The 26,453-nt window shown below is 68.2% G+C and carries 19 protein-coding genes; 13 read left to right on the forward strand and 6 right to left on the reverse strand.

All coding sequences use genetic code 11. From position 1 onward, the window contains the following. Positions 1-8: 8 nt before the first annotated feature. The 8 genes from MCHT01_RS12025 (at position 9) to MCHT01_RS12060 (ending at position 14,731) form a co-directional block, all read left to right on the forward strand. Positions 9-2,195 (forward strand): type IV pilus secretin PilQ, encoded by a 2,187-nt coding sequence (locus tag MCHT01_RS12025; protein ID WP_067065563.1) that lies wholly within the window; start codon positions 9-11, stop codon positions 2,193-2,195. Between the two features lie 81 nt (positions 2,196-2,276). Then, entirely contained in the window at positions 2,277-4,628 is a 2,352-nt protein-coding gene (locus MCHT01_RS12030) for a beta strand repeat-containing protein (protein ID WP_067065564.1), read from the forward strand. A gap of 41 nt (positions 4,629-4,669) precedes the next feature. Then, positions 4,670-5,275 carry a shikimate kinase gene (locus tag MCHT01_RS12035; RefSeq protein ID WP_067065807.1) on the forward strand — a complete coding sequence of 202 codons (606 nt, stop codon included), beginning with the start codon at positions 4,670-4,672 and terminating at the stop codon, positions 5,273-5,275. Further along, on the forward strand, positions 5,256-6,386 hold the full coding sequence (aroB, locus tag MCHT01_RS12040) for a 3-dehydroquinate synthase (protein WP_067065565.1): 1,131 nt from the start codon (positions 5,256-5,258) through the stop codon (positions 6,384-6,386). Before MCHT01_RS12035 ends, aroB begins: the two co-directional genes overlap by 20 nt. A 21-nt stretch (positions 6,387-6,407) precedes the next feature. Further along, positions 6,408-7,538 carry a deoxyguanosinetriphosphate triphosphohydrolase gene (locus MCHT01_RS12045; RefSeq protein ID WP_067065808.1) on the forward strand — a complete coding sequence of 377 codons (1,131 nt, stop codon included), beginning with the start codon at positions 6,408-6,410 and terminating at the stop codon, positions 7,536-7,538. 28 nt (positions 7,539-7,566) lie between these two features. Next, entirely contained in the window at positions 7,567-8,271 is a 705-nt protein-coding gene (locus MCHT01_RS12050; RefSeq protein ID WP_067065566.1) for a transposase, read from the forward strand. Positions 8,272-8,414: 143 nt separating this feature from the next. Beyond that, positions 8,415-13,190 carry a glutamate synthase-related protein gene (locus MCHT01_RS12055; protein ID WP_067065567.1) on the forward strand — a complete coding sequence of 1,592 codons (4,776 nt, stop codon included), beginning with the start codon at positions 8,415-8,417 and terminating at the stop codon, positions 13,188-13,190. Between the two features lie 53 nt (positions 13,191-13,243). Beyond that, the gene (locus MCHT01_RS12060) at positions 13,244-14,731 is read left to right on the forward strand and encodes a glutamate synthase subunit beta (RefSeq protein ID WP_067065568.1); all 1,488 of its coding nucleotides are present in this window, start codon (positions 13,244-13,246) and stop codon (positions 14,729-14,731) included. A 221-nt stretch (positions 14,732-14,952) separates the two neighbouring features. Here the strand turns inward: MCHT01_RS12060 and MCHT01_RS12065 are convergent, their stop codons facing one another. Genes MCHT01_RS12065 through MCHT01_RS12090 form a run of 6 tightly spaced genes read right to left on the reverse strand, consistent with a single transcriptional unit; the run spans position 14,953 to position 22,177 of the window. Further along, the gene (locus MCHT01_RS12065) at positions 14,953-18,852 is read right to left on the reverse strand and encodes a pilus assembly protein (RefSeq protein WP_067065569.1); all 3,900 of its coding nucleotides are present in this window, start codon (positions 18,850-18,852) and stop codon (positions 14,953-14,955) included. A 12-nt stretch (positions 18,853-18,864) separates the two neighbouring features. Beyond that, positions 18,865-19,473, reverse strand: coding sequence for a hypothetical protein (locus tag MCHT01_RS12070; RefSeq protein WP_067065570.1), 609 nt, complete (start codon positions 19,471-19,473; stop codon positions 18,865-18,867). A gap of 14 nt (positions 19,474-19,487) precedes the next feature. Beyond that, on the reverse strand, positions 19,488-20,678 hold the full coding sequence (locus MCHT01_RS12075) for a PilW family protein (protein ID WP_067065571.1): 1,191 nt from the start codon (positions 20,676-20,678) through the stop codon (positions 19,488-19,490). Between the two features lie 2 nt (positions 20,679-20,680). After that, the gene (locus MCHT01_RS12080) at positions 20,681-21,079 is read right to left on the reverse strand and encodes a type IV pilus modification PilV family protein (protein ID WP_084452449.1); all 399 of its coding nucleotides are present in this window, start codon (positions 21,077-21,079) and stop codon (positions 20,681-20,683) included. A gap of 7 nt (positions 21,080-21,086) precedes the next feature. Then, positions 21,087-21,725 carry a GspH/FimT family pseudopilin gene (locus MCHT01_RS12085; protein ID WP_067065573.1) on the reverse strand — a complete coding sequence of 213 codons (639 nt, stop codon included), beginning with the start codon at positions 21,723-21,725 and terminating at the stop codon, positions 21,087-21,089. Further along, entirely contained in the window at positions 21,719-22,177 is a 459-nt protein-coding gene (locus MCHT01_RS12090; protein WP_067065574.1) for a type IV pilin protein, read from the reverse strand. Before MCHT01_RS12090 ends, MCHT01_RS12085 begins: the two co-directional genes overlap by 7 nt. A gap of 252 nt (positions 22,178-22,429) precedes the next feature. On the opposite strand from MCHT01_RS12090, the gene MCHT01_RS12095 reads away from it, so the two are divergent. From MCHT01_RS12095 to MCHT01_RS12115, 5 genes are all read left to right on the forward strand, one after another. After that, positions 22,430-23,272, forward strand: coding sequence for an ABC transporter ATP-binding protein (locus tag MCHT01_RS12095; protein WP_067065575.1), 843 nt, complete (start codon positions 22,430-22,432; stop codon positions 23,270-23,272). After that, positions 23,269-24,048 (forward strand): lipid asymmetry maintenance ABC transporter permease subunit MlaE, encoded by a 780-nt coding sequence (gene mlaE / locus MCHT01_RS12100; protein ID WP_067065576.1) that lies wholly within the window; start codon positions 23,269-23,271, stop codon positions 24,046-24,048. The genes MCHT01_RS12095 and mlaE overlap by 4 nt, the downstream gene beginning before the upstream one ends. Before the next feature lie 67 nt (positions 24,049-24,115). Then, positions 24,116-24,604: an outer membrane lipid asymmetry maintenance protein MlaD gene (mlaD, locus tag MCHT01_RS12105; protein ID WP_067065577.1), complete on the forward strand. Its 489-nt coding sequence runs from the start codon at positions 24,116-24,118 to the stop codon at positions 24,602-24,604. Then, positions 24,601-25,704, forward strand: coding sequence for an MlaA family lipoprotein (locus tag MCHT01_RS12110; protein WP_067065578.1), 1,104 nt, complete (start codon positions 24,601-24,603; stop codon positions 25,702-25,704). The genes mlaD and MCHT01_RS12110 overlap by 4 nt, the downstream gene beginning before the upstream one ends. Before the next feature lie 110 nt (positions 25,705-25,814). Further along, entirely contained in the window at positions 25,815-26,450 is a 636-nt protein-coding gene (locus MCHT01_RS12115; RefSeq protein ID WP_067065579.1) for an MlaC/ttg2D family ABC transporter substrate-binding protein, read from the forward strand. The last annotated feature ends 3 nt before the right edge of the window (positions 26,451-26,453 follow it).

Genomic DNA, 26,453 nt, shown 5'->3' on the forward strand with positions numbered 1-26,453 from the left:
GCTCTGCTATGACTGAAGTCGGCAGCCGCGCGAAGCGCTGGCGCACCCTGGCCTGCGCGATGGCGCTGGCCGCGTTGATGCCCGTGCAGGCCTGGGCACAGAACACGATCCGGTCGATCACCTCGACCCAGCAGTCCGGCAGCGACGTCGTCCGCATCGAGCTGGCGCAGCCGCTGAAGGAAGTGCCGCGCGGCTTCGCGGTGCAGGTGCCTCCGCGCATCGCGCTGGACCTGCCCGGCGTCGGCAACGGACTGGGCCGCAGCGCGGTCGAGATCAACACCGGCAACATGCGTTCGGCCAACGTCGCGCAGGCCGGCGACCGCACCCGCGTCGTGCTGAACCTTCGCCAGGCCAGCACCTACCGCGCGCAGCTGCAGGACAACTCGCTGCTGGTCTTCCTGGATCCGGCTCCGGCCGCCGCGACGAACACCGCGGCCGCCACGCCCGCCGGCGTCGCCACGACCGAGCCGCTGCACTTCGCGCCCAGCCAGAACGCCGACGCGCAGTCGCTGCAGGACATCGACTTCCGCCGCGGCAGCGATGGCGCGGGTCGCGTGGTCGTGAACCTGCCCAGCAGCCAGGTCGGCGTGGACATCCAGCAGCAGGGCAAGACGCTGGTCGTCGAGTTCCTGCGCAGCACGCTGCCCGAGCGTCTGCGTCGCAAGCTGGACGTGACCGACTTCGGCACGCCCGTGCAGACGGTGACCGCCTCGCAGAACGGCGACCGTGTGCGCCTGGTCGTGGTGCCCAAGGGCGACTGGGAGCACAGCGCCTACCAGAGCGACAACCAGTTCGTGCTGGAAGTGCGCCCGCAGAAGGTCGACCCGAACAAGCTGACGCAAGGTCCCGGCTACAACGGTGACAAGCTCAGCCTGAACTTCCAGAACATCGATGTCCGCGCGCTGCTGCAGGTCATCGCCGACTTCACCAACTTCAACGTCGTCACCAGCGACACGGTGTCCGGCAACGTGACGCTGCGTCTGAAGGACGTGCCCTGGGATCAGGCGCTGGACATCATCCTGCAGGCCAAGGGTCTGGGCATGCGCAAGTCCGGCAACGTGCTGTGGATCGCGCCGAAGGAAGAACTGGCCGCCAAGGAGAAGGCGGAGCTCGAGGCCAAGCAGCAGATCACCCAGCTGGAGCCGCTGCGCACGCAGTCCTTCCAGATGAACTACACGAAGGCCGAGGAAGTCGCGAAGGGCCTGACCGGGCAGAACAACCCGGGCGGCGCCTCCAGCCCGCAGACCTCGCGCATCCTGTCCTCTCGCGGTAGCGTGATCTGGGAGACCCGCACGAACCAGCTGTTCGTGTCCGACATCCCGTCCAAGCTGGAGGAGATCCAGGCGTTGATCGCCAAGATCGACGTGCCGGTGCGCCAGGTGCTGATCGAGGCCCGCATCGTCGAGGCCGACGACAAGTTCGGCAAGGCGCTGGGCGTCAAGCTGGGCGCCTCCGACCTGCGCGGTCGTCAAGGCGGCATCCCGGGCTACAGCGTGGGCGGCAGCAACTACGTGACCGTGGGTGGCAACTACTCGGCCGTCGGCTCGCAGACCAATCAGCAGTCGACCTACAACTACGCCGACTCGCAGTTCGTGAACCTGCCGGCCAACGTCTCGAGCGACGTGTTCGGTCAGCAATCGGCGGCCAACTTCGCGCTGTCGCTGTTCAGCGCCACGGCCAACCGTTTCCTGAACCTGGAGATCTCCGCGCTGGAGGCCGATGGCCGCGGCAAGGTGGTGTCCAGCCCGCGCGTCGTGACGGCCGACCAGACCAAGGCGCTGATCGAGCAGGGCGAGGAGATCCCCTACCAGCAGGCCACGTCCAGCGGTGCCACGTCCATCAGCTTCAAGAAGGCTGTGCTGAAGCTGGAAGTGACCCCGCAGATCACGCCTGAAGGCAACGTCATCCTGACCGTGGACGTCAACAAGGACAGCCGCGGCACGCTGACCCCGCAGGGTTACGCGATCAACAACAAGCATGTGCAGACGCTGGTGCTGGTCGAGAACGGCGGCACCGTCGTGATCGGCGGCATCTATACACAAGAAGACCTGGACAGCGAGAACAAGGTTCCGTACCTGGGCGACATTCCGCTGTTGGGCAACCTGTTCAAGAACAGGACACGCAGCACGGCTAAAACGGAACTGCTGATCTTCATCACGCCGAAGGTGGTCAGCGACCGTGTGACGACCCGCTGAGCGGCGTCGGCCGCGGCGAACAATCCGCAACGATAGGGAGAGACCGCGCCTGAAGGCGCGGTGTGGCTGGAGTAGCAAGACATGACGATATTCGCGAAGTACGCGCGGTGGATCAGCACCGCGTCGATGGGGGCCTTCCTGGCCGCGACGCTGACCGCCTGCGGCGGCGGCGGCGGCGCGGCGGGCACGCCCGCCGTGGGTGGTGGCGGCTCGACGCCGACCACGCCGACCGCGGTGGCCAAGCTCGTGGTCGAACTGGACAAGAAGACGGTGACCAACACCGGCGCGACCACGGTCGACGTCAAGGTGACCTCCACCGACGCCAATGGCGCGACCGTGGGCAGCGTCCCGGTGGCCTTCGCCGTCGACTCGAACGCGATCATCACCCCCGGGGGCACGCAGACCGACACCAGCGGCGTGCTGCACGCCACCGTGGGTCTGGGCTCCGACCACACCAACCGCACCATCACCGTCACGGTCGCCGCGACCGACGGCAAGTCGACCATCACGCAGAAGGCGTCCTTCGACGTCGTCGACAGCGTGACCGGCGGCAAGGTCGCCGACCTGTCGATGACCACCAACCGCAGTTCGCTGCCCAACGACGGCAGCGCCACGGCGACGGTGACCATCACCTCGCTGGACGCCAGCCGCAGCGCGGTGGGCGGCTCGCCCGTGACCCTGGCGATCGCCGACCCCGCCGGCACGGCCTTCGTCTCCGCCGGTGGCTCCACCGACGCGACCTCGGGTCAACTGAACGCGACGGTCTCCATCGGCAGCAACAACACGAACCGTACGCTGACGGTCACCGCGACCAGCGGCACCGTCACGCGCTCGATCACGCTGAACGTGATCACGCCGGTCTCGTCCACGCCCCTGGCCAACGACATGACGCTGGTGCTGGACAAGCTCAGCATCGGCAACACGGGCGGTGACAAGGTCACGGCCACCGTGACCGCCGTCGACGCGCAGCGCAACGTGATCACCGGCATCCCGGTGAGCTTCTCGGTGAACAACAGCGCGACCGTGGCCGTTCTGAACGGCACGACCAACGCGTCGGGCCAGTCGATCGCCACGGTCACCAGCGGCGCCGACAAGTCGAACCGCCTGATCACCGTGACGGCCACCAGCGGCACGCTGACGCGCACCGCGACCTTCCAGGTCCTGGGCGCCAAGCTGACCGGCACCGCGGTGCCGCAGCAGCCGACGGCCGGTTCCGCCGGCAACCGCATCGACTACCGCCTGACGGACGTCAACCAGAACCCGATGACCTTCGTGCCGATCTCGGTGACGGCCTCGGGCCTGACGCCGGCGAGCGGTCAGACGGATGCCAACGGCGCGTTCTCGTACACCTACACCGCGCCCGCGACGGCAGGTCCGATCGACATCACCGCCACCGCCGGCGGCGTGTCGGCCGTGACGACGGTGACCGTCCCCAGCAGCACGTCGACGGTCCCGACGGCCACCCCCGCCGTGGTGTCGGCCTCGGTGCAGGCCACCCCGTCGGTGGTGAGCGTCAATACCGGCTCCACGAACAACCAGGTCGTGGTCCGTGCGATGTTCCTGGCCACGGGCAACGCGCCGGTGCAGAACGTGCGCGTGCGCTTCGACCTGAACGGTGACGCGAACAGCATCGGTGGCACGCTCAGCGCCGGTACGCAGATCGTCTACGCCGATACCGCCGGTATCGCGTCGACGACCTACACGCCGGCCAACCGCGCCAGTCCGACCAGCGGCGTGACCATCCGTGCCTGCTGGGACTACAACGACTTCGCGGCCGGCGCTTGCCCGAACTCGGTCCTGACGACGCTGACGGTCGTGTCCGACCCGGTGTCGGTGACGATCGGCACGAACGAGCTGATCGACACCACCACGAACTCGCTGACCTATCGCAAGCAGTTCGTCGTGCTGGTCGTCGATGCGGCGGGCCAGCCCAAGGCGGACGTGCAGATCACGCCGGTGATCGACCTGCCCGGCTACTTCAAGGGTTACTACAACTTCGTCAGCCCCAACTGGATCCAGTTCTATGACCGGGATACGACGGGCAACACGCAGCCCATCTCGTCCGAGCCGATCTGCTACGCGGAAGACATCAACCGCAACGGCCTGATCGACGGCACCGAGGACCAGAACACCAACGGTCAGCTCGACCCGCGCAAGTCCGACGCATCGATCACGATGAGCGGCTCGACCCGTACCGATGCGAACGGCCAGGCCGTCATCACGCTCGAGTACCCGCGCAACGTCGCAAGCTGGGTGGCCTTCACGATCAGCGCCACCGCGGGTGGCGTGGTGAGCCCCCCTGCCACCATCAGCGGCGTGCTGCCTGTTCCGGCGGCAGCGATCTCGGCCTTGGGTTCGCCGGCGTTCGTCACCAGCCCGTACGGTCGCCGCCGCGTGATCGCCGACGGCAACTTCTGCAAGAACGCCGATTGAGCGACGTCAGGTTGGCGATGGAAGGGGCGCCGCGTCGCCCGCTGGTGATCGCGCTGGTCGGCATGCCCGGCGGTGGCAAGTCCACCGTCGGGAGACTGCTGGCCAGGCAGTTGAACGCCCCTTTCATCGACTCCGACACCGAGATCGAACGCCGCCTCGGCGGCGAGTCGATCAAGGACTACTTCGCCCGTGAGGGCGAAGCGTCGTTTCGGGACCTCGAATCGCAGGTCATTTCGGAGCTGCTCGACCGCGGCCGCCAGGGCGAGGAAATGATCCTGGCCACCGGCGGTGGCGCCGTGCTGCGGGACATCAACCGCGATCGGCTCAAGGAGCATTCGACGGTCGTGTACCTGCGCTCCTCGCCGGACGAACTCTTCCGGCGCCTGCGCCACGACACGCAGCGTCCGCTGCTGCAGGTCGCCAATCCGCTGGCCAAGCTCCGCGAGCTCTATGCCCAGCGTGATCCGCTGTATCGACGCTGCGCGCACTTCGTGCTCGAGTCGAGCCGGCCCTCGGTGCATGGCCTCGCGAACATGATCCTGATGCAGCTCGAGCTGGCCGGCCTCATCGACCCCGCACGGGTCGCGGCGACCGTCGGCGCGACGGAGGCCCCGTACACTCCGGGGCATGACCGCTCCGCTTCCTGACGCCACGCCCACCGGTGCGTCCCCCACGGTCGTGCCCATCGACCTGGGCGACCGCAGCTACGACATCCTGATCGGCGCCGGCCTGCTCGACCAATCGAGCACCTGGGCCGGCCTGCCACGCGCCAGGACGGCGCTCATCGTCACCAACGACCTGGTCGCGCCGCTGTACCTGGAGCGCCTGACGCGCCAACTGTCCACGCACTACGCGAACGTCGAATCGGTCGTGCTGCCCGACGGCGAGCAGCACAAGTCCTGGGAATCGCTGGACCGCGTCATCGACCATCTGCTGGCCGGCGCGGCCGACCGCAAGACCGTGCTCTACGCGCTGGGCGGCGGCGTGATCGGTGACCTGACCGGCTTCGCGGCCGCGATCTACATGCGCGGCGTCCCGTTCGTGCAGGTGCCGACGACGCTGCTGGCGCAGGTCGATTCGTCGGTCGGCGGCAAGACCGCGATCAATCATCCGCGCGGCAAGAACATGGTCGGCGCGTTCTACCAGCCGATGCGGGTCGTCGCCGACCTCGACACCCTGGACACGCTGCCCGATCGCGAGCTCTCCGCCGGTCTGGCCGAGATCATCAAGTACGGTCCGATCGCCGACGTCGCCTTCCTCGACTGGATCGAGGCCCACCTTGACGCGCTGTTGGCACGAGACAAGTCAGCGCTGGCTTACGCGGTGAAGCGCAGCTGCGAGATCAAGGCCTGGGTCGTCGGCCAGGACGAACGCGAGAGTGGCCTGCGCGCCATCCTCAACTTCGGCCACACCTTCGGCCATGCGATCGAGACCGGCCTGGGCTATGGCGCCTGGTTGCACGGCGAGGGCGTGGGCTGCGGCATGGTGCTCGCGTCCGAGCTCTCCGCGCGGCTGGGTCTGGTGCCGGCCGGTTTCGTCGACCGCATGACGCGACTGCTCGAACGTGCGCGGCTGCCCGTGAAGGCGCCGCGGATGCCGATCGAGCGCTGGCTGGAGCTGATGCGGGTCGACAAGAAGAACGAGGGCGGCGAGATCCGGTTCGTCGTCATCGAGGGCCTCGGCCGGGCCGGCATGCGGGGAGCGCCCGATGCGATGGTGGCCGAGGTGATCGCCGCTCACACCGAGCGCCAACCCTGAAGGCCTGAACCGACGATGACGATGCTGCGCGCGCCCTATGCCTCCGATCCCGCGCGCAGCCGCGGTCGCCGCTTCTTCGAGGCGCCCGCGCCCACGCGCAGCGAGTACCAGCGCGACCGCGACCGCATCGTCCACAGCACCGCCTTCCGGCGCCTGGTCTACAAGACGCAGGTCTTCCTCAACCACGAGGGCGACCTGTTCCGCACGCGCCTGACGCATTCGCTGGAGGTCGCGCAGCTGGGGCGCTCGATCGGGCGCAGCCTGGGGCTGGACGAGGACCTCATCGAGACCATCGCGCTCGCCCACGACCTGGGTCACACGCCCTTCGGTCACGCCGGTCAGGACGTGCTGGACGACTGCATGAAGGCGCACGGCGGCTTCGAGCACAACCTGCAGTCGCTGCGGGTCGTGGACAAGCTGGAGCAGCGCTATCCGGCCTTCGATGGCCTGAACCTGAGCTTCGAGAGCCGCGAGGGCATCCTCAAGCACTGCACCAAGCGCGACGCCCAGCGCATCGAGGAGCGCGAACCCGGCGGCGTCGCCGCGCGCTTCCTGGTCGGCGGCCAGCCCAGCCTCGAGGCGCAGCTCTGCAACCTGGCGGACGAGGTCGCCTACAACGCCCATGACGTCGACGACGGCGTGCGCTCCGGCCTGGTGACGCTGGAGCAACTGGAGCAGGTTCCGCTGGTCCACCGCTATCTGCGCGACAGCCTGACCGCCTATCCGCAACTCACCGGCAAGCGCCTGCTGGCCGAGACCATCCGCCGCATGCTGTCGCAGCAGGTCTACGACATCATCGACGCGACCCGCGTCGCGATCGAGGCCGCCTCACCGCGAGACGCGGACGAGGCCCGCCAGGCCGGTCCGCTGGTGCGCTTCAGCCCCGAGATGCGCCAGGCCAGCACCGAACTCAAGCGCTTCCTGTTCGCCAACCTGTACCGGCATCCGGTCGTGCAGGCCCAACGCGACCGGGCCGAGCAGGTGCTGCGGGAGCTCTTCCAGCTCTACCTGGGCGATCCGGCCAAGCTGCCGCCGGACTTCGCGGATGGCAAGGACCACGCGCGTGCCTGCGCCGACTACATCGCCGGGATGACCGACCGGTTCGCGCTCAAGGAACACGAGCGGCTGACGGGGAAGAAGCTCATCGCATAATTGGGGTCAGACTCATGGGCGACCCCACATGGCACGACTCCCCCGGCTGGCGCTCGCCGGCCATCTGCACCACCTGATCCACCGCGGGCACAACCTGCAGCCCATCGTCCTGGACGACGAGGACCGTCGCGCGCTGCTGGCCGCGTTGCAGGAGAGCGCGGCCACCCACAAGGTGGCCATCCACGCCTACGTGGTGATGCCCAACCACCTGCACCTGCTGGCGACGCCGACGTCGGACGACGGCCTGAGCCGCATGATGCAGGCGCTGGGGCGGCGCTATGTCGGCGCCTTCAACCAGCGCCACGGTCGGGTGGGGACGCTCTGGGAAGGCCGCTTCCGCGCCGCGCCGCTGGAGGCCGAGTCCCATCTGCTCACGGTGATGCGCAGCATCGAGCTCAATCCGCTCCGCGCTGGGCTGGGCGTCGAGGCGGGCGACTACCTCTGGTCCTCCGCCGCGCACCATCTCGGGCGGCGGCGCGACCCGCTGATCAGCGATCCGCCCGGATTCTGGGCGCTGGGCAACACCCCCTTCGAACGGGAACTGGCCTGGCGTCGCTGGCTGGAGGAGGGGGAATCCGAGTCGGAACGCCAACGCCTGATCGACTCCGCGCTCAAGGGCTGGCCGCTCGGCTCGGCACGCTTCCTGCAATTGCTGGGCGAGGTCAGTGAACGCCCTCTGAGCCCGCGTCCGCGTGGCCGTCCGCGTAAGCCCAAGCCCGTGGATCCGGTGTGATTTACTCTGTCCCCAATTAATCGATACCGGATCGCCACGCATCCTCTAATTCGAGACTGACCCTATTTAGTTCTGCTTGTGCCCGTCCGGCACGGGCCTTAACCTGCGCGGGTTTCGTTTTCCGTGAGTTCAGGAGGCCACCGATGTCGGCAGCTCAAGATTCCCGCCCCGCGCAAGCGCAGTCCCCGTCCGCGAATGAGATCCGCGAGCTGGCCGCCCATGGTCTGTACGACGGCAAGAACGAGAAGGACGCCTGCGGCCTGGGCTTCGTCGCCCACATCAAGGGCCAGAAGGCGCACCACATCGTCCAGCAGGGTCTGAAGATCCTGGAGAACCTGGATCACCGCGGCGCGGTGGGGGCGGACAAGTTGATGGGCGACGGCGCCGGCATCCTGATCCAGATCCCGGACGAGTTCTATCGTGAGGAGATGTCCAGGCAGGGCATCACGCTGCCCCCGCCCGGCGAGTACGGCGTGGGCATGATCTTCCTGCCCAAGGAGCACGCGTCGCGTCTGGCCTGCGAGCAGGAGCTCGCCCGCGCGATCAAGGCCGAGGGCCAGGTCCTGCTGGGCTGGCGCGACGTGCCGGTGGACCGCGACATGCCGATGTCGCCCGCCGTGCGCGAGAAGGAACCGATCATCCGCCAGATCTTCATCGGCCGCGGCCCGGACATCATCGTCCCCGACGCGCTCGAGCGGAAGCTGTACGTGATCCGCAAGACGGCCTCCAGCGCCATCCAGGCGCTCAAGCTGACGCACAGCCGCGAGTACTACGTGCCCTCGATGAGCTGCCGCACCGTCATCTACAAGGGCCTGCTGCTGGCCGACCAGGTCGGCAAGTACTACCGCGATCTGGCCGACCCCCGCGTCGTCAGCGCGATCGCGCTGGTGCACCAGCGCTTCTCGACCAACACCTTCCCCGAGTGGCCGCTGGCCCACCCGTACCGCATGGTCGCCCACAACGGCGAGATCAACACGGTCAAGGGCAACTTCAACTGGATGCGGGCCCGGGAGGGCGTCATGAAGTCGCCCGTGCTGGGCGACGACCTGAAGAAGCTGTACCCGATCAGCTTCGAGCACCAGTCCGATACGGCCACCTTCGACAACGCCATCGAGCTGCTGACGATGTCGGGCTACCCGCTCGCGCACGCCGCGATGATGATGATCCCGGAGGCCTGGGAACAGCACGAGCTGATGGACGAGCGCCGCCGCGCCTTCTACGAGTACCACGCCGCGATGATGGAGCCGTGGGACGGCCCGGCCGCGATGGTCTTCACCGATGGCCGCCAGGTCTGCGCCGCGCTGGACCGCAACGGCCTGCGCCCCGCCCGCTACTGGGTCACCGACGACGACCTGGTCGTGCTGGCCTCCGAGTCCGGCGTGCTCCCCATCCCCGAGTCGCGCGTCGTCAAGAAGTGGCGCCTGCAGCCCGGCAAGATGTTCCTGATCGACCTGGAGCAGGGCCGCATCATCGATGACGAGGAACTGAAGACCCAGTACGCCAACGCGCGTCCGTACCGCCAGTGGATCGAGAACGTCCGCGTCAAGCTGGACGAGATCCCCGCGCCGGAGGCCAAGACCCCGGTGTTCGCCGCCTCGCTGCTGGACCGTCAGCAGGCCTTCGGCTTCACGCAGGAGGACATCAAGTTCCTGCTCGCGCCGATGGCGGCCAACGGGGAGGAAGGCATCGGCTCCATGGGCAACGACAGCCCGCTGGCCGTGCTGTCCGACAAGAACAAGCCGCTCTACAACTACTTCAAGCAGCTGTTCGCGCAGGTCACCAACCCGCCGATCGACCCGATCCGCGAGGCGATCGTGATGTCGCTGAACAGCTTCATCGGCCCGAAGCCGAACCCGCTGGACATCAACGCGGTCAACCCGCCGATGCGTCTGGAAGTGACGCAGCCGGTGCTGGACTTCGACGCGATGGCCCGCCTGCGCGCGATCGAGCCCCACACCAACGGCAAGTTCAAGCCCTATGAGCTGGACATCACCTATCCGCTGGACTGGGGCCGCGAGGGCGTCGAGGCCCAGCTGGCCTCGCTGTGCGCCGAGACCGTGGACGCGATCAAGAGCGGCCACAACATCGTCATCATCACGGACCGCCATCTGAGCGCGAACCGCGTGGCGATCCCGGCGCTGCTGGCGCTGTCGGCCGTGCACCACCACCTGGTGCGCGAGGGCCTGCGCACGACCGCCGGCCTGGTGGTCGAGACCGGCACCGCGCGCGAGGTGCATCACTTCGCCGTGCTGGCCGGCTTCGGCGCCGAGGCGGTCCACCCCTACCTGGCGCTGGAGACCATCCAGTCGCTGGGCGCGGAACTGCCCGGTGCGCTGTCCGCCGACAAGGCCATCTACAACTACATCAAGGCGGTGGGCAAGGGTCTGTCGAAGATCATGTCCAAGATGGGCATCTCGACCTACATGTCCTACTGCGGCGCGCAGATCTTCGAGGCCATCGGCCTGAAGTCGGACTTCGTCGCCCAGTACTTCCGCGGCACGCCGACGCAGGTCGGCGGCATCGGCGTGTTCGAGGTCGCGGAAGAGGCGCTGCGCCTGCACCGCGCCGCCTTCGGCGACGACCCGGTGCTGGAGCACATGCTGGACGCCGGCGGCGAGTACGCCTGGCGCGCCCGCGGCGAGGAACACATGTGGACCCCCGACGCGATCGCCAAGCTGCAGCACAGCACGCGCTCGGGCAAGTTCGACACGTACAAGGAATACGCCCAGCTCATCAACGACCAGAGCAAGCGCCACATGACGCTGCGCGGGCTGTTCGAGTTCAAGTTCGATCCGAGCAAGGCGATCCCGGTCGAGGAAGTCGAGCCGGCCGCCGAGATCGTCAAGCGCTTCGCCACCGGCGCCATGTCGCTGGGCTCGATCTCGACCGAGGCCCACGCGACGCTGGCCGTGGCGATGAACCGCATCGGCGGCAAGAGCAACACCGGCGAGGGCGGCGAGGATCCGGCCCGCTATCGCAACGAGCTCAAGGGCATCAAGATCGTCCAGGGGACGAAGGTCTCGGACGTCGTCGGCAAGGACGTGATCGAGGTCGACTACGAGCTCAACGAGGGCGACTCGATGCGCTCGCGCATCAAGCAGGTCGCGTCGGGCCGCTTCGGCGTCACGGCCGAGTACCTGGTCAGCGCCGACCAGATCCAGATCAAGATGGCCCAGGGCGCCAAGCCCGGCGAGGGCGGCCAGCTGCCCGGCGGCAAGGTCACCGAGTACATCGGCTTCCTGCGCCACTCGGTGCCGGGCGTGGGCCTGATCTCGCCGCCCCCTCACCACGACATCTATTCGATCGAGGACCTGGCCCAGCTGATCCACGACCTGAAGAACGTCAACCCGCGCGCCGACGTGTCGGTGAAGCTGGTGTCGGAAGTCGGCGTCGGCACGATCGCCGCGGGCGTGGCCAAGGCCAAGGCCGACCACATCGTGGTCGCCGGCCATGACGGCGGCACGGGCGCCTCGCCCTGGTCGTCGATCAAGCATGCGGGGACCCCGTGGGAGCTCGGCCTGGCCGAGGCCCAGCAGACGCTGGTGCTGAACCGCCTGCGCGGCCGCGTGCGCGTGCAGGCCGACGGTCAGATGAAGACCGGCCGCGACGTCGTCATCGGCGCGCTGCTGGGCGCGGATGAGTTCGGCTTCGCGACCGCGCCTTTGGTGGTCGAGGGCTGCATCATGATGCGCAAGTGCCACCTCAACACCTGCCCGGTGGGCGTGGCCACGCAGGACCCGACCCTGCGCAGGAAGTTCAGCGGCAAGCCAGAGCACGTCGTCAACTACTTCTTCTTCGTCGCGGAAGAGGCGCGCCAGATCATGGCGCAGCTGGGCATCCGCAAGTTCGACGAACTGATCGGCCGCGCCGACCTGCTCGACACCCGGAAGGGCATCAGCCACTGGAAGGCCAAGGGCCTGGACTTCAGCCGCGTCTTCCACCGTCCGGAGCTGCCGGCCGAGGTCGCGCGCCTGCACAACGACCACCAGGACCACGGCCTGGAGCGCGCGCTGGACGTCAAGCTGATCGAGAAGTGCCTGCCCGCCTTCGAACGCGGCGAGAAGGTGCAGTTCATGCAGGAGGTGACCAACGTGCGTCGCACGGTGGGCGCGATGCTGTCGGGCGAGCTGGTGCGCCGCAACCCCGACGGCCTGCCGGACCACACCATCTTCATCCAGATGGAGGGCACGGGCGGCCAGAGCTTCGGCGCCTTCCTGGCCTCGGGCATCACCTTCTACCTGATCGGCGACGCCAACGACTACACCGGCAAGGGCCTGTCCGGCGGCCGCGTGGTGGTGCGTCCGTCCATCGACTTCCGCGGTGACGCGACCAAGAACATCATCGTCGGCAACACGGTGCTGTACGGCGCGACCCAGGGCGAGGCCTTCTTCCGCGGCGTCGCCGGCGAGCGCTTCGCCGTGCGCCTGTCCGGCGCGACGGCGGTCGTCGAGGGCACCGGCGACCACGGCTGCGAGTACATGACCGGCGGCACGGTCGCGGTGCTGGGCAAGACCGGCCGCAACTTCGCCGCTGGCATGAGCGGCGGCATCGCCTACGTGTACGACGAGGACGGCCAGTTCGCCAAGCGCTGCAACACCAGCATGGTCACGCTGGACAAGCTGCTGCCCGCGCACGAGCAGGAAGCCACCGTCGACAAGGCCATCTGGCACCGCGTCGCCGGCGACGCCGAGTCCCGCACCGACGAGGCCATCCTCAGAAAGCTGATCGAGGACCACCATCGCTGGACCGGCAGCCAGCGCGCCCGCGACATCCTGGACCACTGGGCCGAGTCGCGCGCCAAGTTCGTGAAGGTCTTCCCCACGGAATACCGCCGCGCGCTGGGCGAGATCAACGCCGCCAAGGAGACCGCCGCCACGATCGCCCACGCCAAGGCGCCCGCCGCCAAGGCCAAGGCCTGATCCGCGCCGTCCCCGCACGTCCCCGCATCAACACGATCTAGGAGCAAGCCGACATGGGAAAAGTCACCGGCTTCATGGAGTACGAGCGTCTGGAAGAGGGCTATGAGCCCGTCGAGGCCCGTCTGAAGAACTACAAGGAATTCGTCATCGGCCTGAACACCGATCAGGCCAAGCAACAGGGCGCGCGCTGCATGGACTGCGGCACGCCGTTCTGCAACAGCGGCTGCCCGGTCAACAACATCATTCCGGACTTCAACGACCTGGTGTACCGGGGCGGCGAGACGGACTGGAAGAGCGCGATCGCCGTCCTGCACTCGACCAACAACTTCCCCGAGTTCACCGGCCGCATCTGCCCCGCGCCTTGTGAGGCGGCCTGCGTCCTGAACGTCAACGACGACGCCGTCGGCATCAAGTCCATCGAGCACGCGATCATCGACCGCGCCTGGGCCGAGGGCTGGGTGCAGCCGCGCGTGGCCGCGGCGAGGACCGGCAAGAAGGTCGCGGTCGTGGGCTCCGGCCCGGCCGGCCTGGCGGCGGCGCAACAGCTGGCGCGCGTCGGTCACGACGTGACGGTCTTCGAGAAGAACGATCGTGTCGGCGGCCTGCTGCGCTACGGCATCCCCGACTTCAAGATGGAGAAGAGCCACATCGACCGCCGCGTCCAGCAGATGGAAGCGGAAGGCGTGGTGTTCCGCACCGGCGTGATGGTCGCGCACCTGCCCGAGGGCTCCAAGGTCACGAACTGGGCCAAGGACGTGGTCACGGCCGATGAGCTGACGCAGCAGTTCGACGCCGTCCTGCTGGCCGGCGGCGCCGAGCAGTCGCGCGACCTGCCGGTCCCCGGCCGCGAGCTGACGGGCGTGCACTTCGCGATGGAGTTCCTGCCGCAGCAGAACAAGCTCAACGCGGGCGACAAGCTCAAGAGCCAGATCCGCGCCGACGGCAAGCACGTCATCGTGATCGGCGGCGGCGACACCGGCAGCGACTGCGTCGGCACCAGCAACCGCCACGGCGCCAAGAGCGTCACCCAGTTCGAGTTGCTGCCGCAGCCCCCCGAAGTCGAGGACCGCCCGCTGACCTGGCCCTACTGGCCGATCAAGCTGCGCACCTCGTCCAGCCATGAAGAGGGCTGCGAGCGCGAGTTCGCGATCGCCACCAAGGAGTTCATCGGCGGCGAGGGCAAGGACAAGGGCAAGGTCGTCGGCGTGAAGACGGTGCGCCTGGAGTGGGTGGGCGGCAAGATGACCGAGGTCCCGGGCAGCGAGCAGGTGCTCAAGGCCGACCTGGTGCTGCTGGCCATGGGCTTCACCAGCCCGGTCGCCTCCATCGTCGACGCTTTCGGCGTGACCAAGGATGCGCGCGGCAACGCCAAGGCGTCGACCGAGTTCACCGGCGGCTACAAGACCAACGCCGCCAAGGTGTTCGCCGCCGGCGACATGCGCCGCGGCCAGTCGCTGGTGGTCTGGGCCATCCGCGAGGGCCGCCAGGCCGCCCGCTCGATCGACGAGTTCCTGATGGGCGACAGCGCGCTGCCGCGCTGATCGGTCCGGATCGATTCGACGCCGGACGCGGCGCCGCTTGAATGAAGAAGGCCCGTCGGCGCAAGCCGGCGGGCCTTTCTCGTTGGCATCTGCCCCGAGGCGACGCGCGTCCCGGCGAAGGCCGCCGCTTGGGCACCCCGAGCGTTGACACCTGCCGACGCGGATCGCGGCAATGAAAAAGCCCGGCCGGAGCCGGGCTTCGTCGCTTCTGCGAGGGGCGATCAGAGCGTGCCGCCCGTCGAGTTGCGCAGCGGGACCTCGCGCCAGTTGAGGATGCGGTTGCCTTGATTGGCGCCGTCCTTCAGGCAGGCGGTCGCGTTGGCGCCCGACACGGAGTAGCCGGAGCCGGAGCAGACCTGCAGGAGGCCGGAGCCGCCGGAGCCACCCGAGCCACCCGAACCGCCGCTGCCGCCGGAGCCACCCGAGCCACCGTTGTTGTTGCCGGTGTTCGTGCTGTCGGACGACCCGCCGATGCTCAGCACCACGCTCTTGTCGGTGGTGACGAACTTCAGGTCGGTGACCGCGAAGCCGGGCGACAGGTAGGCGGCGTTGTTGGCGAACTGGGTCGCGCCGGTGCCCAGGTCCAGGGCGTACACCAGGCTGCTGCCGGTCGGGTTGCAGGCGTTGCTGTTGTTGGGCAGCGTGGCCGCGAACGCCACCGTTCCACCGTAGTAGGTCGGGTCGTTGATGATGCGGTAGCCGGAGGACACGTTCATGTACCAGCCCATCTGCTGCGAGAAGTCCAGCGTGACCGGTTGAGTCGGGTCGACCAGTTGCTGCAGATAGCTGGGCGTGATGGGGAAGGTGACGCCGGACGGCAGGTCCGCCTGGTTGTTGAAGGCGCCGGAGCCACCGTCGATGACGGCATACATGCGCTGGATCTGCGTATTGTTCAGGTCGCTGGCGGCCAGCAGCTTGCCGGTGCCGAATGCCAGATAGCGGCGGTTGGTGCCCGGCTGGATGATGACCGAGACATGCGTCGTGATGGGCTCCACCGCGCCGGTGGCGTCCATCGCCATCGCGACCTTGACCGGCGTCGGATAGGCGCCGCTGCCCGCGCGCAGGTCGAAGCGCCACACGCCGCCGCGCAGGTCACTGCCGTAGACCGATTCGGCCAGCGCGGAGGTGACGTCCGGGTAGTAGGCCGACAGCGAGTTCATGCCGCTGGGCGCGCTCGGCGTGCCGTCGTCGGACTGCTGCGAGGTGCCGACGGGCGTGTCGATGCGCTGCAGCAGCGCGCCGGTGCGGGCGTTCAGGATGTACAGGTGGTTCTTGCCGGAGGCGTTGTTGTAGCCGCTGGGCACCATCACGACCCAGCCGTACTGCGCGGTCCTGGCCACGAGCGGCTCGCCGTACTGGTAGCCCATGTCCGCGTCGGTGAACTCCCAGAGGACCTTGGTCGCGGCGACGGCCTCGGTGGTGATGCCGCTCGTGTCGGTCAGGTCCAGCGCGTAGATGCGCTTGCCGCCCTTGCCCATGCCGGCGACGACGATCGAGCGCCAGTCGGTGCCGCTGCCGCCGACCGTCTTGCCGAAGTCCACGTCCATGGACGTGATCGGGCCGTCCACCAGGTAATGATGGTCGAAGGCCGGATTGCCGACCCACTGCGCGCCGTCGACCGACGGCGTGTTGTTCGGACCGGTGTAGACGCCGCCAGGGACGTAGGCGAACAGCTCGTTGCCCGCGGTGGAGCCCGTCAGCGAGCCGTCGATGACGTGCACCACGCCGGCGTTGGTCGGGGCCACGACCACCGTGGTGCGCGAGGCCTTGGCCGCCTTGTACGTGGAGTAGCCGGGGTTGCTCGCGTCGGACAGGCCGAACGCGGGCGGGCCCACGACCGCGACCTTGGCGTTCACGATGTCGCCGACCAGCGAGGTCCGCGTGCGATAGGCCTTGGAGCTGCCGGAGACCGTCGAGTTCTGCTCCTGGCTGCGGTCGCCGCGCAGGTAGTTCAGGTAATCCGATGCATCGGCCGTGCTGCGATAGGACGTGTCCAGCGCCGAGGACTGCGTGGAGCTGATGCTGGCCAGGCGGAAGGGCACCGGCGTGTTGGTCGTGGTGTTGTAGGTCACCATGTACCGGCCGGTGTTCCAGCCGGTGCCGGACGCCTGGGTGGCCAGCTTGTCGGAGAAGCGCCAGATGTCGGTGCTGGTGGTGCTGCCGCTGACGGTGTCGAAGGACAGGGTCCGCGCGACCACGTCGCCCGACCAGCTCGCGGCGTCGAACTGCGCGGCGTAGTTGGCGACGCCGGTGCCGCTGACGTTGCGCGAGGCGGTGGCGAAGGCCGTCGAGTACGCCTTCATGCGCGAGGCGATGCTGGTGAAGGCCTTGGTCAGGCCGCTCACCATCAGGTCGGGCTTGCCGGCGGTGAAGTAGGTGTCGGGGCGCAGCTGGCCACCGACGGTGTCCGACGAGTCGCCGGTATGCCACCAGCTCTGCGACAGGTCGGCGGTCCGGGTCAGCGGGTTGAAGTCGGAGGGCAGCTGGGCGCCGCCGTACTTCGTCGCCAGGTAGTACTGGTTGTTGTTCTTGTAGGTCTGCAGTTCCATCACGTCCACCCAGTAGGTCTGGACGGTCTGCATGCCGGAGGACTTGGTGTCGATGTCGGGGCGGATGTCGGTGGAGTTGGCCCAGTAGGCCATGCCCGCCATCAGCGCGCCGTTGTTGGAGCAGCAGCCGTTGTAGGGCGAGGTCGCCGCCAGGCCGCTGAGGCCGGACATGGTGCCGACGTAGTTGGTGAAGGTCGTCGCGTTCAGCGTCGTGTCGTTGGTGACCTCGGTGGGCTTGCTCGGCTCGGACGCGCCGGTCGCGCCGGGCAGGTCGCGGTCGGCGTGGGTGTTGACGTCACCGATGCCCAGGATGAAGTTCTTCTGGCACGAGTACTGGATCGGGTCGTCCCAGGTGCTGATCACCGGGAAGCCGTCCGCCTGCGTGGCCTTGGCCGACGAGGTGGATGGGGGGGTCGTGTACGCGGACACGTTGCCCAGGTTGCGGTAGTAGCGCAGCACCGTGTAGTAGAGCTCGCCCACCGGGTCATAGGTCTTGTAGGTGCCGGAGATGGAGCCGAACTTGTTCAGGTAGTTCATCACCCCGCTGTTGGTGATGCTCGTGCCGAAGTAGCTGGTGGAGTCGCTCGCGTCGGTGGGCGACGGGTTGGTGACCATGATGCCGGTCGTGCCGTCCCACTCGGCGCGGACGTTGGCCGTGTCGGTGCCGCCGGGGACCGGCTGCGTCGGTCCGACGAAGGTCTGGCGCGCCCGCAGCACGCCGCCATCGCGGGTCAGCGAGCCGTCGTTCAGGTAGCCGAAGGCGCTGAAGCGGATCTGGTTGGCGTACTGCTGGATCAGGCCCTCGGGCTTGTAGTTCGAGCCGTAGGCCTTGCAGTTGGCTTCCAGGTAGTCCGTGCCCAGGGTCTTGTCGCAGACACGAGCGCGCACGCTCAGTTCATAGGTGCCGTTGCTGGCCCAGGGGCCGGCACTCGGGTCGAAGGCCGTGATGGAACTGCCGTTGTTGTTGCCGGTGTTGGTGAAGCGCAGCTTCGCGCCCAGGCCCTGCACGCGCAGCTTCAGCGTGGTCCAGTTCAGCGGGGTCGCGGCCGCGATCACGGTCGCGTTCGTGCTGGCGGTGCGGTCGGGGAAGTTGCCGGTGCTCCCCTGGCCACTGGCATAGGCCTTCTCCAGGATGGTCGCGTAGGTGTAGTCGCCCACGCGGTAGCCGCCGGTCAGCGCCCACCGGAACGGGTCGATGGTCTGCATCGTGGCCCAGTTCAGGAAGTTGCCGCTCCACTTGCCGACGCAGCCGTGGGCGGTCGCCTTGGCCGTCGGCGCGAAGTGGTCGAAGGGGATGGGCGTGGATCCGCCGGTGGTGGCCAGCCGGTAGTCGTAGCACTTGTCGGGGTCGAAGTAACCCAGATAGGTCGACGCCTGGAGGTAGTTGGCGTCGATGTGGGCGTTGCCCACGGCGGTGGGGTACTCCACCGACAGGGCGAGCGCCAGGTTGCCCGGCACGGACACGGAGGCGAACACCGGTTTGTCGGCCAGCGCGGTCTGCGCCTGCGCGCCGGCGGCGACGGCCAGCAGCGCCGCCAGGGTGCCCAGGGGCTTGAGGGAGGGAGTGGACATCGGGGACCTCGATCAGTTCTGGGTCGTGTACGTGGACTGGAAGAACGAGTACGCGTCGCGGGGACCGGTGACGCGCACCGTGATCCGGTAGGTCGGCTGCGGCGGCTGCTTGATGGCCTCGATGTCGGAGCCGCCCAGCGTCAGCGCGCCGGTGGTCAGGCAGTTGGCCGACGAGAAGGCGCCCTCGTTCGAGCAGAAGCGGTCGATCATGTAGACGATGCGCAGGCCTTCGGCCGGCACGGTGATCTCGTTGCCCGCGGCGCCCTTGCCGTTGATGTTGGACGCACTGGTCAGGTCCAGCATCGCCGTCGGGATGCCGGAAGCGTCGCTGGGCAGCAGCGCGGCGCTGTAGTTGAGCGCGGCGTTCGTCGCCTGCCGGGCGCCGGTGGACGCCAGCGCGCCCGTGGTCAGCGCGGTGGTGGCGGCGCGGATGCCGAGCTCGGCCCGGTTGGCCATGTCGCGCTTGAAGCCGAAGTTGCCCACGCTGGTCAGCGAGGCGTTCATCGACCGCATCGCGATCGCGGCGCCGATCAGCAGCACCGAGAGCGTGATCAGCGCGATGACCATGATCACGCCGCGCTGACGGCGCGCGGTTCGGAAGGGAGCGGAGGTGGGGCGCATGGCGTCCTCGGGGGTCAAGGGATGACCGGACGGTTGGTCGCGGTCAGGATGGCGTTGCGCAGCGGGACGGTGAACTCCACCACCTTGTAGCTGCGGTTGGTGTCGGCCGTCGGCACCGTCACCTGCGCCGCCGCGGGGAGCGACTGGAACAGCGTGTAGGAGCCCGGGTTGGACACTTCCTTCTCGATCCGGTCGCTGCGCAGCAGCACGGCCACGCGCAACGCGATGATCTGCTTGATCAAGGTTTGCGCGCCGCTGTTGGCACCGCTCATCGCCGCCACGGTGAAGCCGTTGGAGCCCGGCACGACCCAGTTGCTGATCGAACCGTTCTGCAGTCCGTCGATGCCGTAGCGCACGCGCAGGTCCACCACGCCATCGGCCAGCGGCACCGGCGTCGTGGCCGAGTTGGGCATGTTGTTCAGGCGCAGCAGGTCGTAGGCCACCAGCTGCTGCGCGGCGTTCACGCCGAGCAACTGGAAGCGCGGCGTGTTGCCCTGCTCGTTGCCCAGGTTGGACACGAAGGTGGTCGTACTGCCGACGCCGAAGGAGAGGATGCTGAGCGATCCGATCGAGGAGGAGTAGTAGTTCCCGGCCAGGTTGATCACCTGGGAAGTGCCGCCGACGTAGCCGTTGGCGGCCTGGACCACCATGCAGTTCGGTCGCGGCGCGGCCTCGGTGAGCAGCATCAGGTCGCCGCCGCGCACGCCCAGCGAGTTGATCACCTGGATGGTGTTGGCGGTGGCGCTGTTGGCGTTCACCTGGATGGGCGCTTCGCTCATGCCCGCCGAGGCGGTCATGATCTGGATGACGTCCGAGCCGTTGGCGCCTGCGCCGGGATAGACCAGCAGCGGGGTCGCGCGCACCGCCGTGTTCACGGCCGCGAACGGGGCGGGGAAGGCGGTCGGGGACGGCAGGATCGCGGCGCCATTGGCCGACGCGAAGATCTGGCATCCGAAGGCGCCGGAGATCTGGTAAAGGCCCGAGCCGGCGCTGCGGAGCTGGCGGTCCAGATCGTAGGCCAGGTAGCCCGTGTTGAGCGTCAGGTCCGACGTCGCGGCGCTGCGGCGCTTGAAGACCTCGAAGCGGTTGATGATCACGCCCAACGCGGCGATCAGGACCAGGCCGATGGTCATCGAGACCAGCAGCTCGATCAGCGTGAAGCCGCGCTGGCGACCGGACAGCGAAAGGGAGCGGGGCGTCGTCATGATCAATTCAGGCGCACGTCGGTGAAGTACTGGCGCGAGGCGCCGGTCGGGGTGGTCCAGGACACCGTGATGCGGGCCACCTGGCCGGTATAGACGATGGCGCCGACCGCGCGCGGCAGTCCGGACTGGGAGGCATTGGCCACGCGGGCCTGCCAGGCGGCGACGGTCGGCGGGTTGATCGTGCTGTACGACCACATGTCGTTGGCCATGTCGCCGGCCAGCAGGGCGGCCCGCTGCGTGTCCTCGGTGCCGGCGGTGGCCTGAGAGGCCCGCGCCATCAGTGTCATCAGGCCGACCATGCCGATGGTCATCACCAGCATCGCCACCAGCAGTTCGATCAGCGTCATGCCGCGCGCGCGACGACGCTTCGCGGGGGAGAGGGGGAAAGAAGGCTTGCGCATGATGACCTCAGCTCGCGGGGCAGCCGTCCGGCGCGCTGTCCGATTGCAGGCGCTCGCGGTCGCACAGACGCACGCCGCCGCCCATGGTGACCCAGACGGACAGTCGCTTCAGCCCGCTGCTGGCGACGCTCATGCTGGTATCGACCGTGTAGATGATCTGGCCGTTGTTGGGCACGCCGCAGGCGGCGGTGCCGCCGGTGCCCGCCGCGCCGTTGGTCAGCGCGACTGGTCGGCCGTTCGGACCGAAGCACACCGCCGTCGGTCCCGCGACGGTGACCGTGTCGCTCTGCTCCGAGATCTTTCCGCACATCGCCGGCTTGGTCGTGGCGTTCGGAATCGTGAGCGCGACATTGGGGACGAGGCGAACCACCCAGTAGGCCCCTGTGGCCGACGGCTGCTCCAGGCCGGTACAGGTGTTCTGGGCGGTCCGGTAGAACGCCACCGGCTGGTAGCTCTTGACGGCCTCCGCCTGCGCCATCCGCAGCGCGGACGCCATGTTGCTGCCCGCGCTGCGCGTCTGGGCATTGGCGCTCCAGGTGCGCAGCGCCGGCGCGGCCAGCGCGGTCGTCAAGCCGATGATCGCCACGACGATCAGCAGCTCGATCAGGGTGAATCCGCGCCCGGCGCGGTGCGGGGGCTTCAGCATGGTTCCTTGCGCATCACCCAGCGCGGGCAGTTGGCGCTGCCCCAGCCGGTGGGCGAGGACACGGTCACGCGGTTGTCGCCCTGGTCGATGGAGAACACGAAGAGCTTGAGGGTGTTGTCGGTCGACGTCGCCTGGATCGTGTACGCGGCGGCGCCCGGCGCGGCGCACTGGATGGTGAACTTGCCGACGGTCTGCGCCGTCAGGCAGGGCGGCGAGGCGTTGCCGTTGGCCGCGTAGGTGCGGAAGTTCTGGTAGTAGGCCTCCATGTCCGCGCGGGCGGCCGTCAGGCCGCTGGCCGCGTCCGTCAGGGAGCCACGGATCGCATAGTCCCGATAGGCCGGCAAGGCGACCGCGGCCAGCAGCGCGATGATGGCCACGACGATCATCAGTTCGATCAGCGTGAAGCCGCGGGCGAGGGTCCGGCGTGCCGGCGTCGAATGGTTCCCAGACATGGAGATCTCCTTATGAACAAATTATCGGCAGTCGCCCTTGGAAGGCGAGCCCGCTCGTCGCGCCTCTGAATCCGCCCGTCCCGCCAGGGGCGTCGGAACGTGAACTGCGTCACGTCCGTCAAGGCCGGTCACGCGACTGTCGCGAATCGCCATCCCGCCCCAGGTGGCCTCCGGCATCAATTCGGGCTTTACCCTATGATCCCGGGTCCCGGACGCCAGCCGCCCGGTTCGTCCCGGATTGACCCATCGGAAATGGCATTCACCGACTCAAATTCATCAAACAAGGCGCGTCCGCTGATTGAAGTCAGGGATGTCACCGTCGGCTATGGCGATCGCGTCATCCTCAAGGATGTCAATGTGTCGTTGCCGCGCGGCAAGGTGATGGCGCTGATCGGTTCGTCCGGCGGCGGCAAGACCACGCTGCTGCGCCTGCTGACTCGCCAGCTGCGCCCGCAATCGGGCCAGGTGCTGTTCGACGGCCAGGATCTGGCCCCGATGAATCAGACCGATCTGTACGCGCAGCGCCGCCGGATGGGCATGCTGTTCCAGTTCGGCGCGCTGTTCACCGACCTGAGCGTGTTCGAGAACGTCGCCTTCCCGATGCGCGAGCACACCCAGTTGTCGGAAGCCATGATCCGCGACCTCGTCCTGATGAAGCTCAACGCGGTCGGCCTGCGCGGCGCCCGCGACCTGATGCCCAACGAGGTGTCGGGCGGCATGGCCCGCCGCGTGGCGCTGGCCCGCGCGATCGCGCTGGACCCCGACCTGGTGCTCTACGACGAGCCTTTCGCGGGCCTGGACCCGATCTCGCTGGGCGTCACCGCCCGGCTGATCCGCGACCTGAACGACGCGCTGGGCCTGACCAGCGTCATCGTGTCGCACGACATCCATGAGACCTTCGGCATCGCCGACCACGTGGTGATGGTGGCCAACGGCGGCGTCGTCGCCCAGGGCACCCCGGACGAGCTGCGCCACAGCAGCGACCCGCTGGTGCACCAGTTCGTCAACGCCGAGTCGGACGGTCCCGTCCGCTTCCACCAGCCCGCCAAGCCGGTCCGCGAGGACTTCGGCCTGCCCGAGGAGGCCGCCGCATGATCGCCCTGGCCACTTCGATCGGGCGCGGCCTGCGCCTGAAACTGACCGACTGGGGCGCCTCGGCGCGTCTGCTGGGCACGTTGGTGCTGCACCTGGGCTTCAGCCTGCGCCGCTTCGTGCTGGTGCGGGAACAGATCTTCTACGTGGGCAACCGCTCGCTGTCCATCATCGGCGTGTCGGGCCTGTTCGTCGGCTTCGTGCTGGCGCTGCAGGGCTACTACACGCTGCAGCGTTACGGCTCCGCCGAGGCGGTCGGCCTGCTGGTCGCGCTGAGCCTGGTGCGTGAACTGGGCCCGGTCGTCGCCGCGCTGCTGTTCGCGGGCCGCGCCGGCACCTCGCTGACCGCCGAGATCGGCCTGATGAAGGCCGGCGAGCAGCTCAGCGCCATGGAGATGATGGCCGTCGATCCGATCCAGCGCGTGCTGGCCCCCCGTTTCTGGGCCGGCGTGATCTCGATGCCGCTGCTGGCGGCCGTGTTCTCGGCCGTCGGCATCGTCGGCGGCTGGCTGGTCGCCGTCCCGCTGATCGGCATCGACGCCGGGTCCTTCTGGTCGCAGATGCAAGGCGGCGTGGACGTGTTCAAGGACGTCGGCAACGGCGTCGTGAAGAGCGTGGTGTTCGGGGTGACGGTCAGCTTCGTCGCGCTGCTTCAGGGATATTCCTGCCGTCCGACGCCGGAAGGCGTGTCCGAGGCGACCACCCGCACCGTGGTGCTGTCGTCGCTGGCGGTGCTGGGGCTGGACTTCATCCTCACCGCCATGATGTTCTCGATCTGAGGCCCGATCGGCCAAGACGTCCAGAACCTCGCCATCAACAAACAAGAAAACAGATCCGGAGTTGCCGATGCAATCCTCTCGTTACGACGCATGGGTCGGGTTCTTCGTGCTGCTGGGCGGCGCGGCCCTGCTGTTCCTGGCCCTGAAGGCCGGCAACCTGCTCACGCTGAACTTCCAGGACACCTACAACGTGACCGCCAAGTTCGACAACATCGGCGGCCTGAAGCCGGGCGCCGCGGTCAAGAGCGCGGGCGTGGTCGTGGGCCGCGTGGGCGCGATCACCTTCGACGACAAGTCCTTCCAGGCGCGCGTCGCGCTGAAGATGAACGCCGGCGTGGCCTTCCCCAAGGACAGCTCCGCCAAGATCCTCACGTCCGGCCTGCTGGGCGAGCAATACATCGGACTGGAACCGGGCGCGGCGGAGAAGAACCTCGCCGCGGGCGACATCATCACGCAGACCCAGTCGGCGGTGGTGCTGGAGAACCTGATCGGCCAGTTCCTCTATAACAAGGCGGCCGATGCCTCCGCGGCACCGGCCTCGGGAGAGAAACAATGACCCAAGAAGCCCCGGCCCGGATTTTCGTCCGGGCGGATCTCGCGGTGCTGCTGAGCGCCGCGCTGCTGGCCACGCCGGCCCTGGCGCAGCAGGCGCCTGAGGCGATGGCGGTTCAGCCGCCCACGCAGGCGCAGGCGCAGGCGCAGGACACGCTGGTCGCGGTGGCCGCGCCGCTCGAGACGGTGAAGGCCGATGTGGTCGTCGCCGCCGACGCCGAGCAGGCGGACGCCGCCAAGGCCGCCGACGCGGCCGCCTCGGCGACGGACGGCGCGGCTGCGGCCGCCGACGCTCCCGCCTCGGCGCCGGCGCCGGCGCCGGCCGCTTCGGGCGCGGCCGCCGAGCCCGCCGCCGCGGGCCAGGCTGGTCAGGCGGCGGAAGCGGCCGCGAGCGCCGCGTCCGACGCTCCGGCGCCGGGCCCGCGCGTGCGCAACCGCCTCGACCCCTGGGAAAACTGGAACCGCAAGGTCTTCAACTTCAACGAGAAGCTGGACGAGAACGTCCTGCGTCCCGTGGCGACCGCCTACTCGGACCTGGTGCCGCAGCCAGCGCGCCAGGCGGTGGACAACTTCTTCGGCAACTTCTCGGACGCCTGGTCGGCGGTCAACCTGTTCCTGCAGGGCCGCTTCAAGAACGGCGCGACGCAGACCATGCGCGTGGCGGTGAACTCGGTGTTCGGCATCGCCGGCCTGATCGACATCGCCACTCCCTCCGGCCTGGAGAAGCAGTCCGAGGACCTCGGCCGCACGCTGGGCTACTGGGGCGTCAAGACCGGCCCGTACATCGTCTGGCCGATCCTGGGCCCGTCCTCGTTGCGCGATTCGGTGACGCTGCCGGCGAACGTCTACTTCTCGCCCGCGTACATCTTCGACGACGGCGAGTACAAGATCGGCATCACCGCGCTGCAACTGGTCAACACCCGCGCCAACCTGCTGCGCGTGACCGACATGCTCGATGGCATCGCGCTGGACAAGTACACCTTCATCCGGGACGCCTACCTGCAGCGACGCAACATCAAGTCGCACAAGGAGCAGGAAGAAGAGGATGACTACGAAGTCATCACCCCCGACGAGAAGCCGGTCAACCCGCAAGGCGACCGCTGACCCGTCGGGCAACACCCGGTGACGAACCCATCGCGTCACCGGTGAACCGGCGCAGCCCCCACCGCGTTGCGGAGAGGCTTCGCCGAGTCATGAAGCTAGAAAGGACAAGCATGAACTCCACCAAACGTCTGATGCTGCGCCTGGTCGTCTCGATCGCGGCGCTGGGCCCGATGGTCTCGTTCGCCGCCGACAGCTCGGCGCCGGACCAACTGATCCGTCAGCTCTCCATCGAGACGCTGGACGCGGTCAAGAGCGACAAGGCCATCCAGGGCGGCGACGTCAACAAGGTCATGGAGCTGGTCAACGACAAGGTCATGCCGCATGTCGACTTCCAGCGCATCACGTCGACCGCCGTGGGCCGCTTCTGGCGCCAGGCCACGCCCGAGCAGAAGCAGCGTCTGCAGGACGAGTTCAAGACCCTGCTGGTGCGCACCTATGCCGGCGCGCTGACGCAGGTGAAGGACCAGACCATCGCGATGAAGCCGATGCGCGCCGCCGCCGAGGACACCGAGGTGATCGTGCGCACCGAGATCCGCGGCAAGGGCGACCCGATCCAGCTGGATTACCGCGTCGAGAAGACCGACGCCGGCTGGAAGATCTACGACGTGAACGTGCTGGGCATCTGGCTGGCTGATCAGTACAAGAACAGCTTCGCGCAGGAGATCAACGCCAAGGGCATCGACGGCCTGATCAAGTCGCTGGCCGAGCGCAACGCGCGCCCGGCGCCGGCCGCCAAGAAGGGCTGATGC

Origin of the sequence: Mitsuaria chitosanitabida ATCC BAA-476 = NBRC 102408, from assembly GCF_001598255.1 — a bacterium.
GTDB classification, from domain to species: Bacteria; Pseudomonadota; Gammaproteobacteria; order Burkholderiales; family Burkholderiaceae_C; genus Roseateles; species Roseateles chitosanitabidus.

Bases quoted from the DNA above. Each gene is read 5' to 3' on its own strand.
- MCHT01_RS12065 (WP_067065569.1), bottom strand. From the start codon at position 18,852: ATGTCCACTCCCTCCCTCAAGCCCCTGGGCACCCTGGCGGCGCTGCTG.
- MCHT01_RS12045 (WP_067065808.1), top strand. From the start codon at position 6,408: ATGCTGCGCGCGCCCTATGCCTCCGATCCCGCGCGCAGCCGCGGTCGC.
- MCHT01_RS12115 (WP_067065579.1), top strand. From the start codon at position 25,815: ATGAACTCCACCAAACGTCTGATGCTGCGCCTGGTCGTCTCGATCGCG.
- MCHT01_RS12030 (WP_067065564.1), top strand. From the start codon at position 2,277: ATGACGATATTCGCGAAGTACGCGCGGTGGATCAGCACCGCGTCGATG.
- MCHT01_RS12075 (WP_067065571.1), bottom strand. From the start codon at position 20,678: ATGACGACGCCCCGCTCCCTTTCGCTGTCCGGTCGCCAGCGCGGCTTC.
- mlaD (WP_067065577.1), top strand. From the start codon at position 24,116: ATGCAATCCTCTCGTTACGACGCATGGGTCGGGTTCTTCGTGCTGCTG.
- MCHT01_RS12095 (WP_067065575.1), top strand. From the start codon at position 22,430: ATGGCATTCACCGACTCAAATTCATCAAACAAGGCGCGTCCGCTGATT.
- MCHT01_RS12085 (WP_067065573.1), bottom strand. From the start codon at position 21,725: ATGCTGAAGCCCCCGCACCGCGCCGGGCGCGGATTCACCCTGATCGAG.
- MCHT01_RS12050 (WP_067065566.1), top strand. From the start codon at position 7,567: ATGGCACGACTCCCCCGGCTGGCGCTCGCCGGCCATCTGCACCACCTG.
- aroB (WP_067065565.1), top strand. From the start codon at position 5,256: ATGACCGCTCCGCTTCCTGACGCCACGCCCACCGGTGCGTCCCCCACG.
- MCHT01_RS12055 (WP_067065567.1), top strand. From the start codon at position 8,415: ATGTCGGCAGCTCAAGATTCCCGCCCCGCGCAAGCGCAGTCCCCGTCC.
- MCHT01_RS12025 (WP_067065563.1), top strand. From the start codon at position 9: ATGACTGAAGTCGGCAGCCGCGCGAAGCGCTGGCGCACCCTGGCCTGC.
- MCHT01_RS12070 (WP_067065570.1), bottom strand. From the start codon at position 19,473: ATGCGCCCCACCTCCGCTCCCTTCCGAACCGCGCGCCGTCAGCGCGGC.
- MCHT01_RS12090 (WP_067065574.1), bottom strand. From the start codon at position 22,177: ATGTCTGGGAACCATTCGACGCCGGCACGCCGGACCCTCGCCCGCGGC.
- MCHT01_RS12060 (WP_067065568.1), top strand. From the start codon at position 13,244: ATGGGAAAAGTCACCGGCTTCATGGAGTACGAGCGTCTGGAAGAGGGC.
- mlaE (WP_067065576.1), top strand. From the start codon at position 23,269: ATGATCGCCCTGGCCACTTCGATCGGGCGCGGCCTGCGCCTGAAACTG.
- MCHT01_RS12110 (WP_067065578.1), top strand. From the start codon at position 24,601: ATGACCCAAGAAGCCCCGGCCCGGATTTTCGTCCGGGCGGATCTCGCG.
- MCHT01_RS12080 (WP_084452449.1), bottom strand. From the start codon at position 21,079: ATGCGCAAGCCTTCTTTCCCCCTCTCCCCCGCGAAGCGTCGTCGCGCG.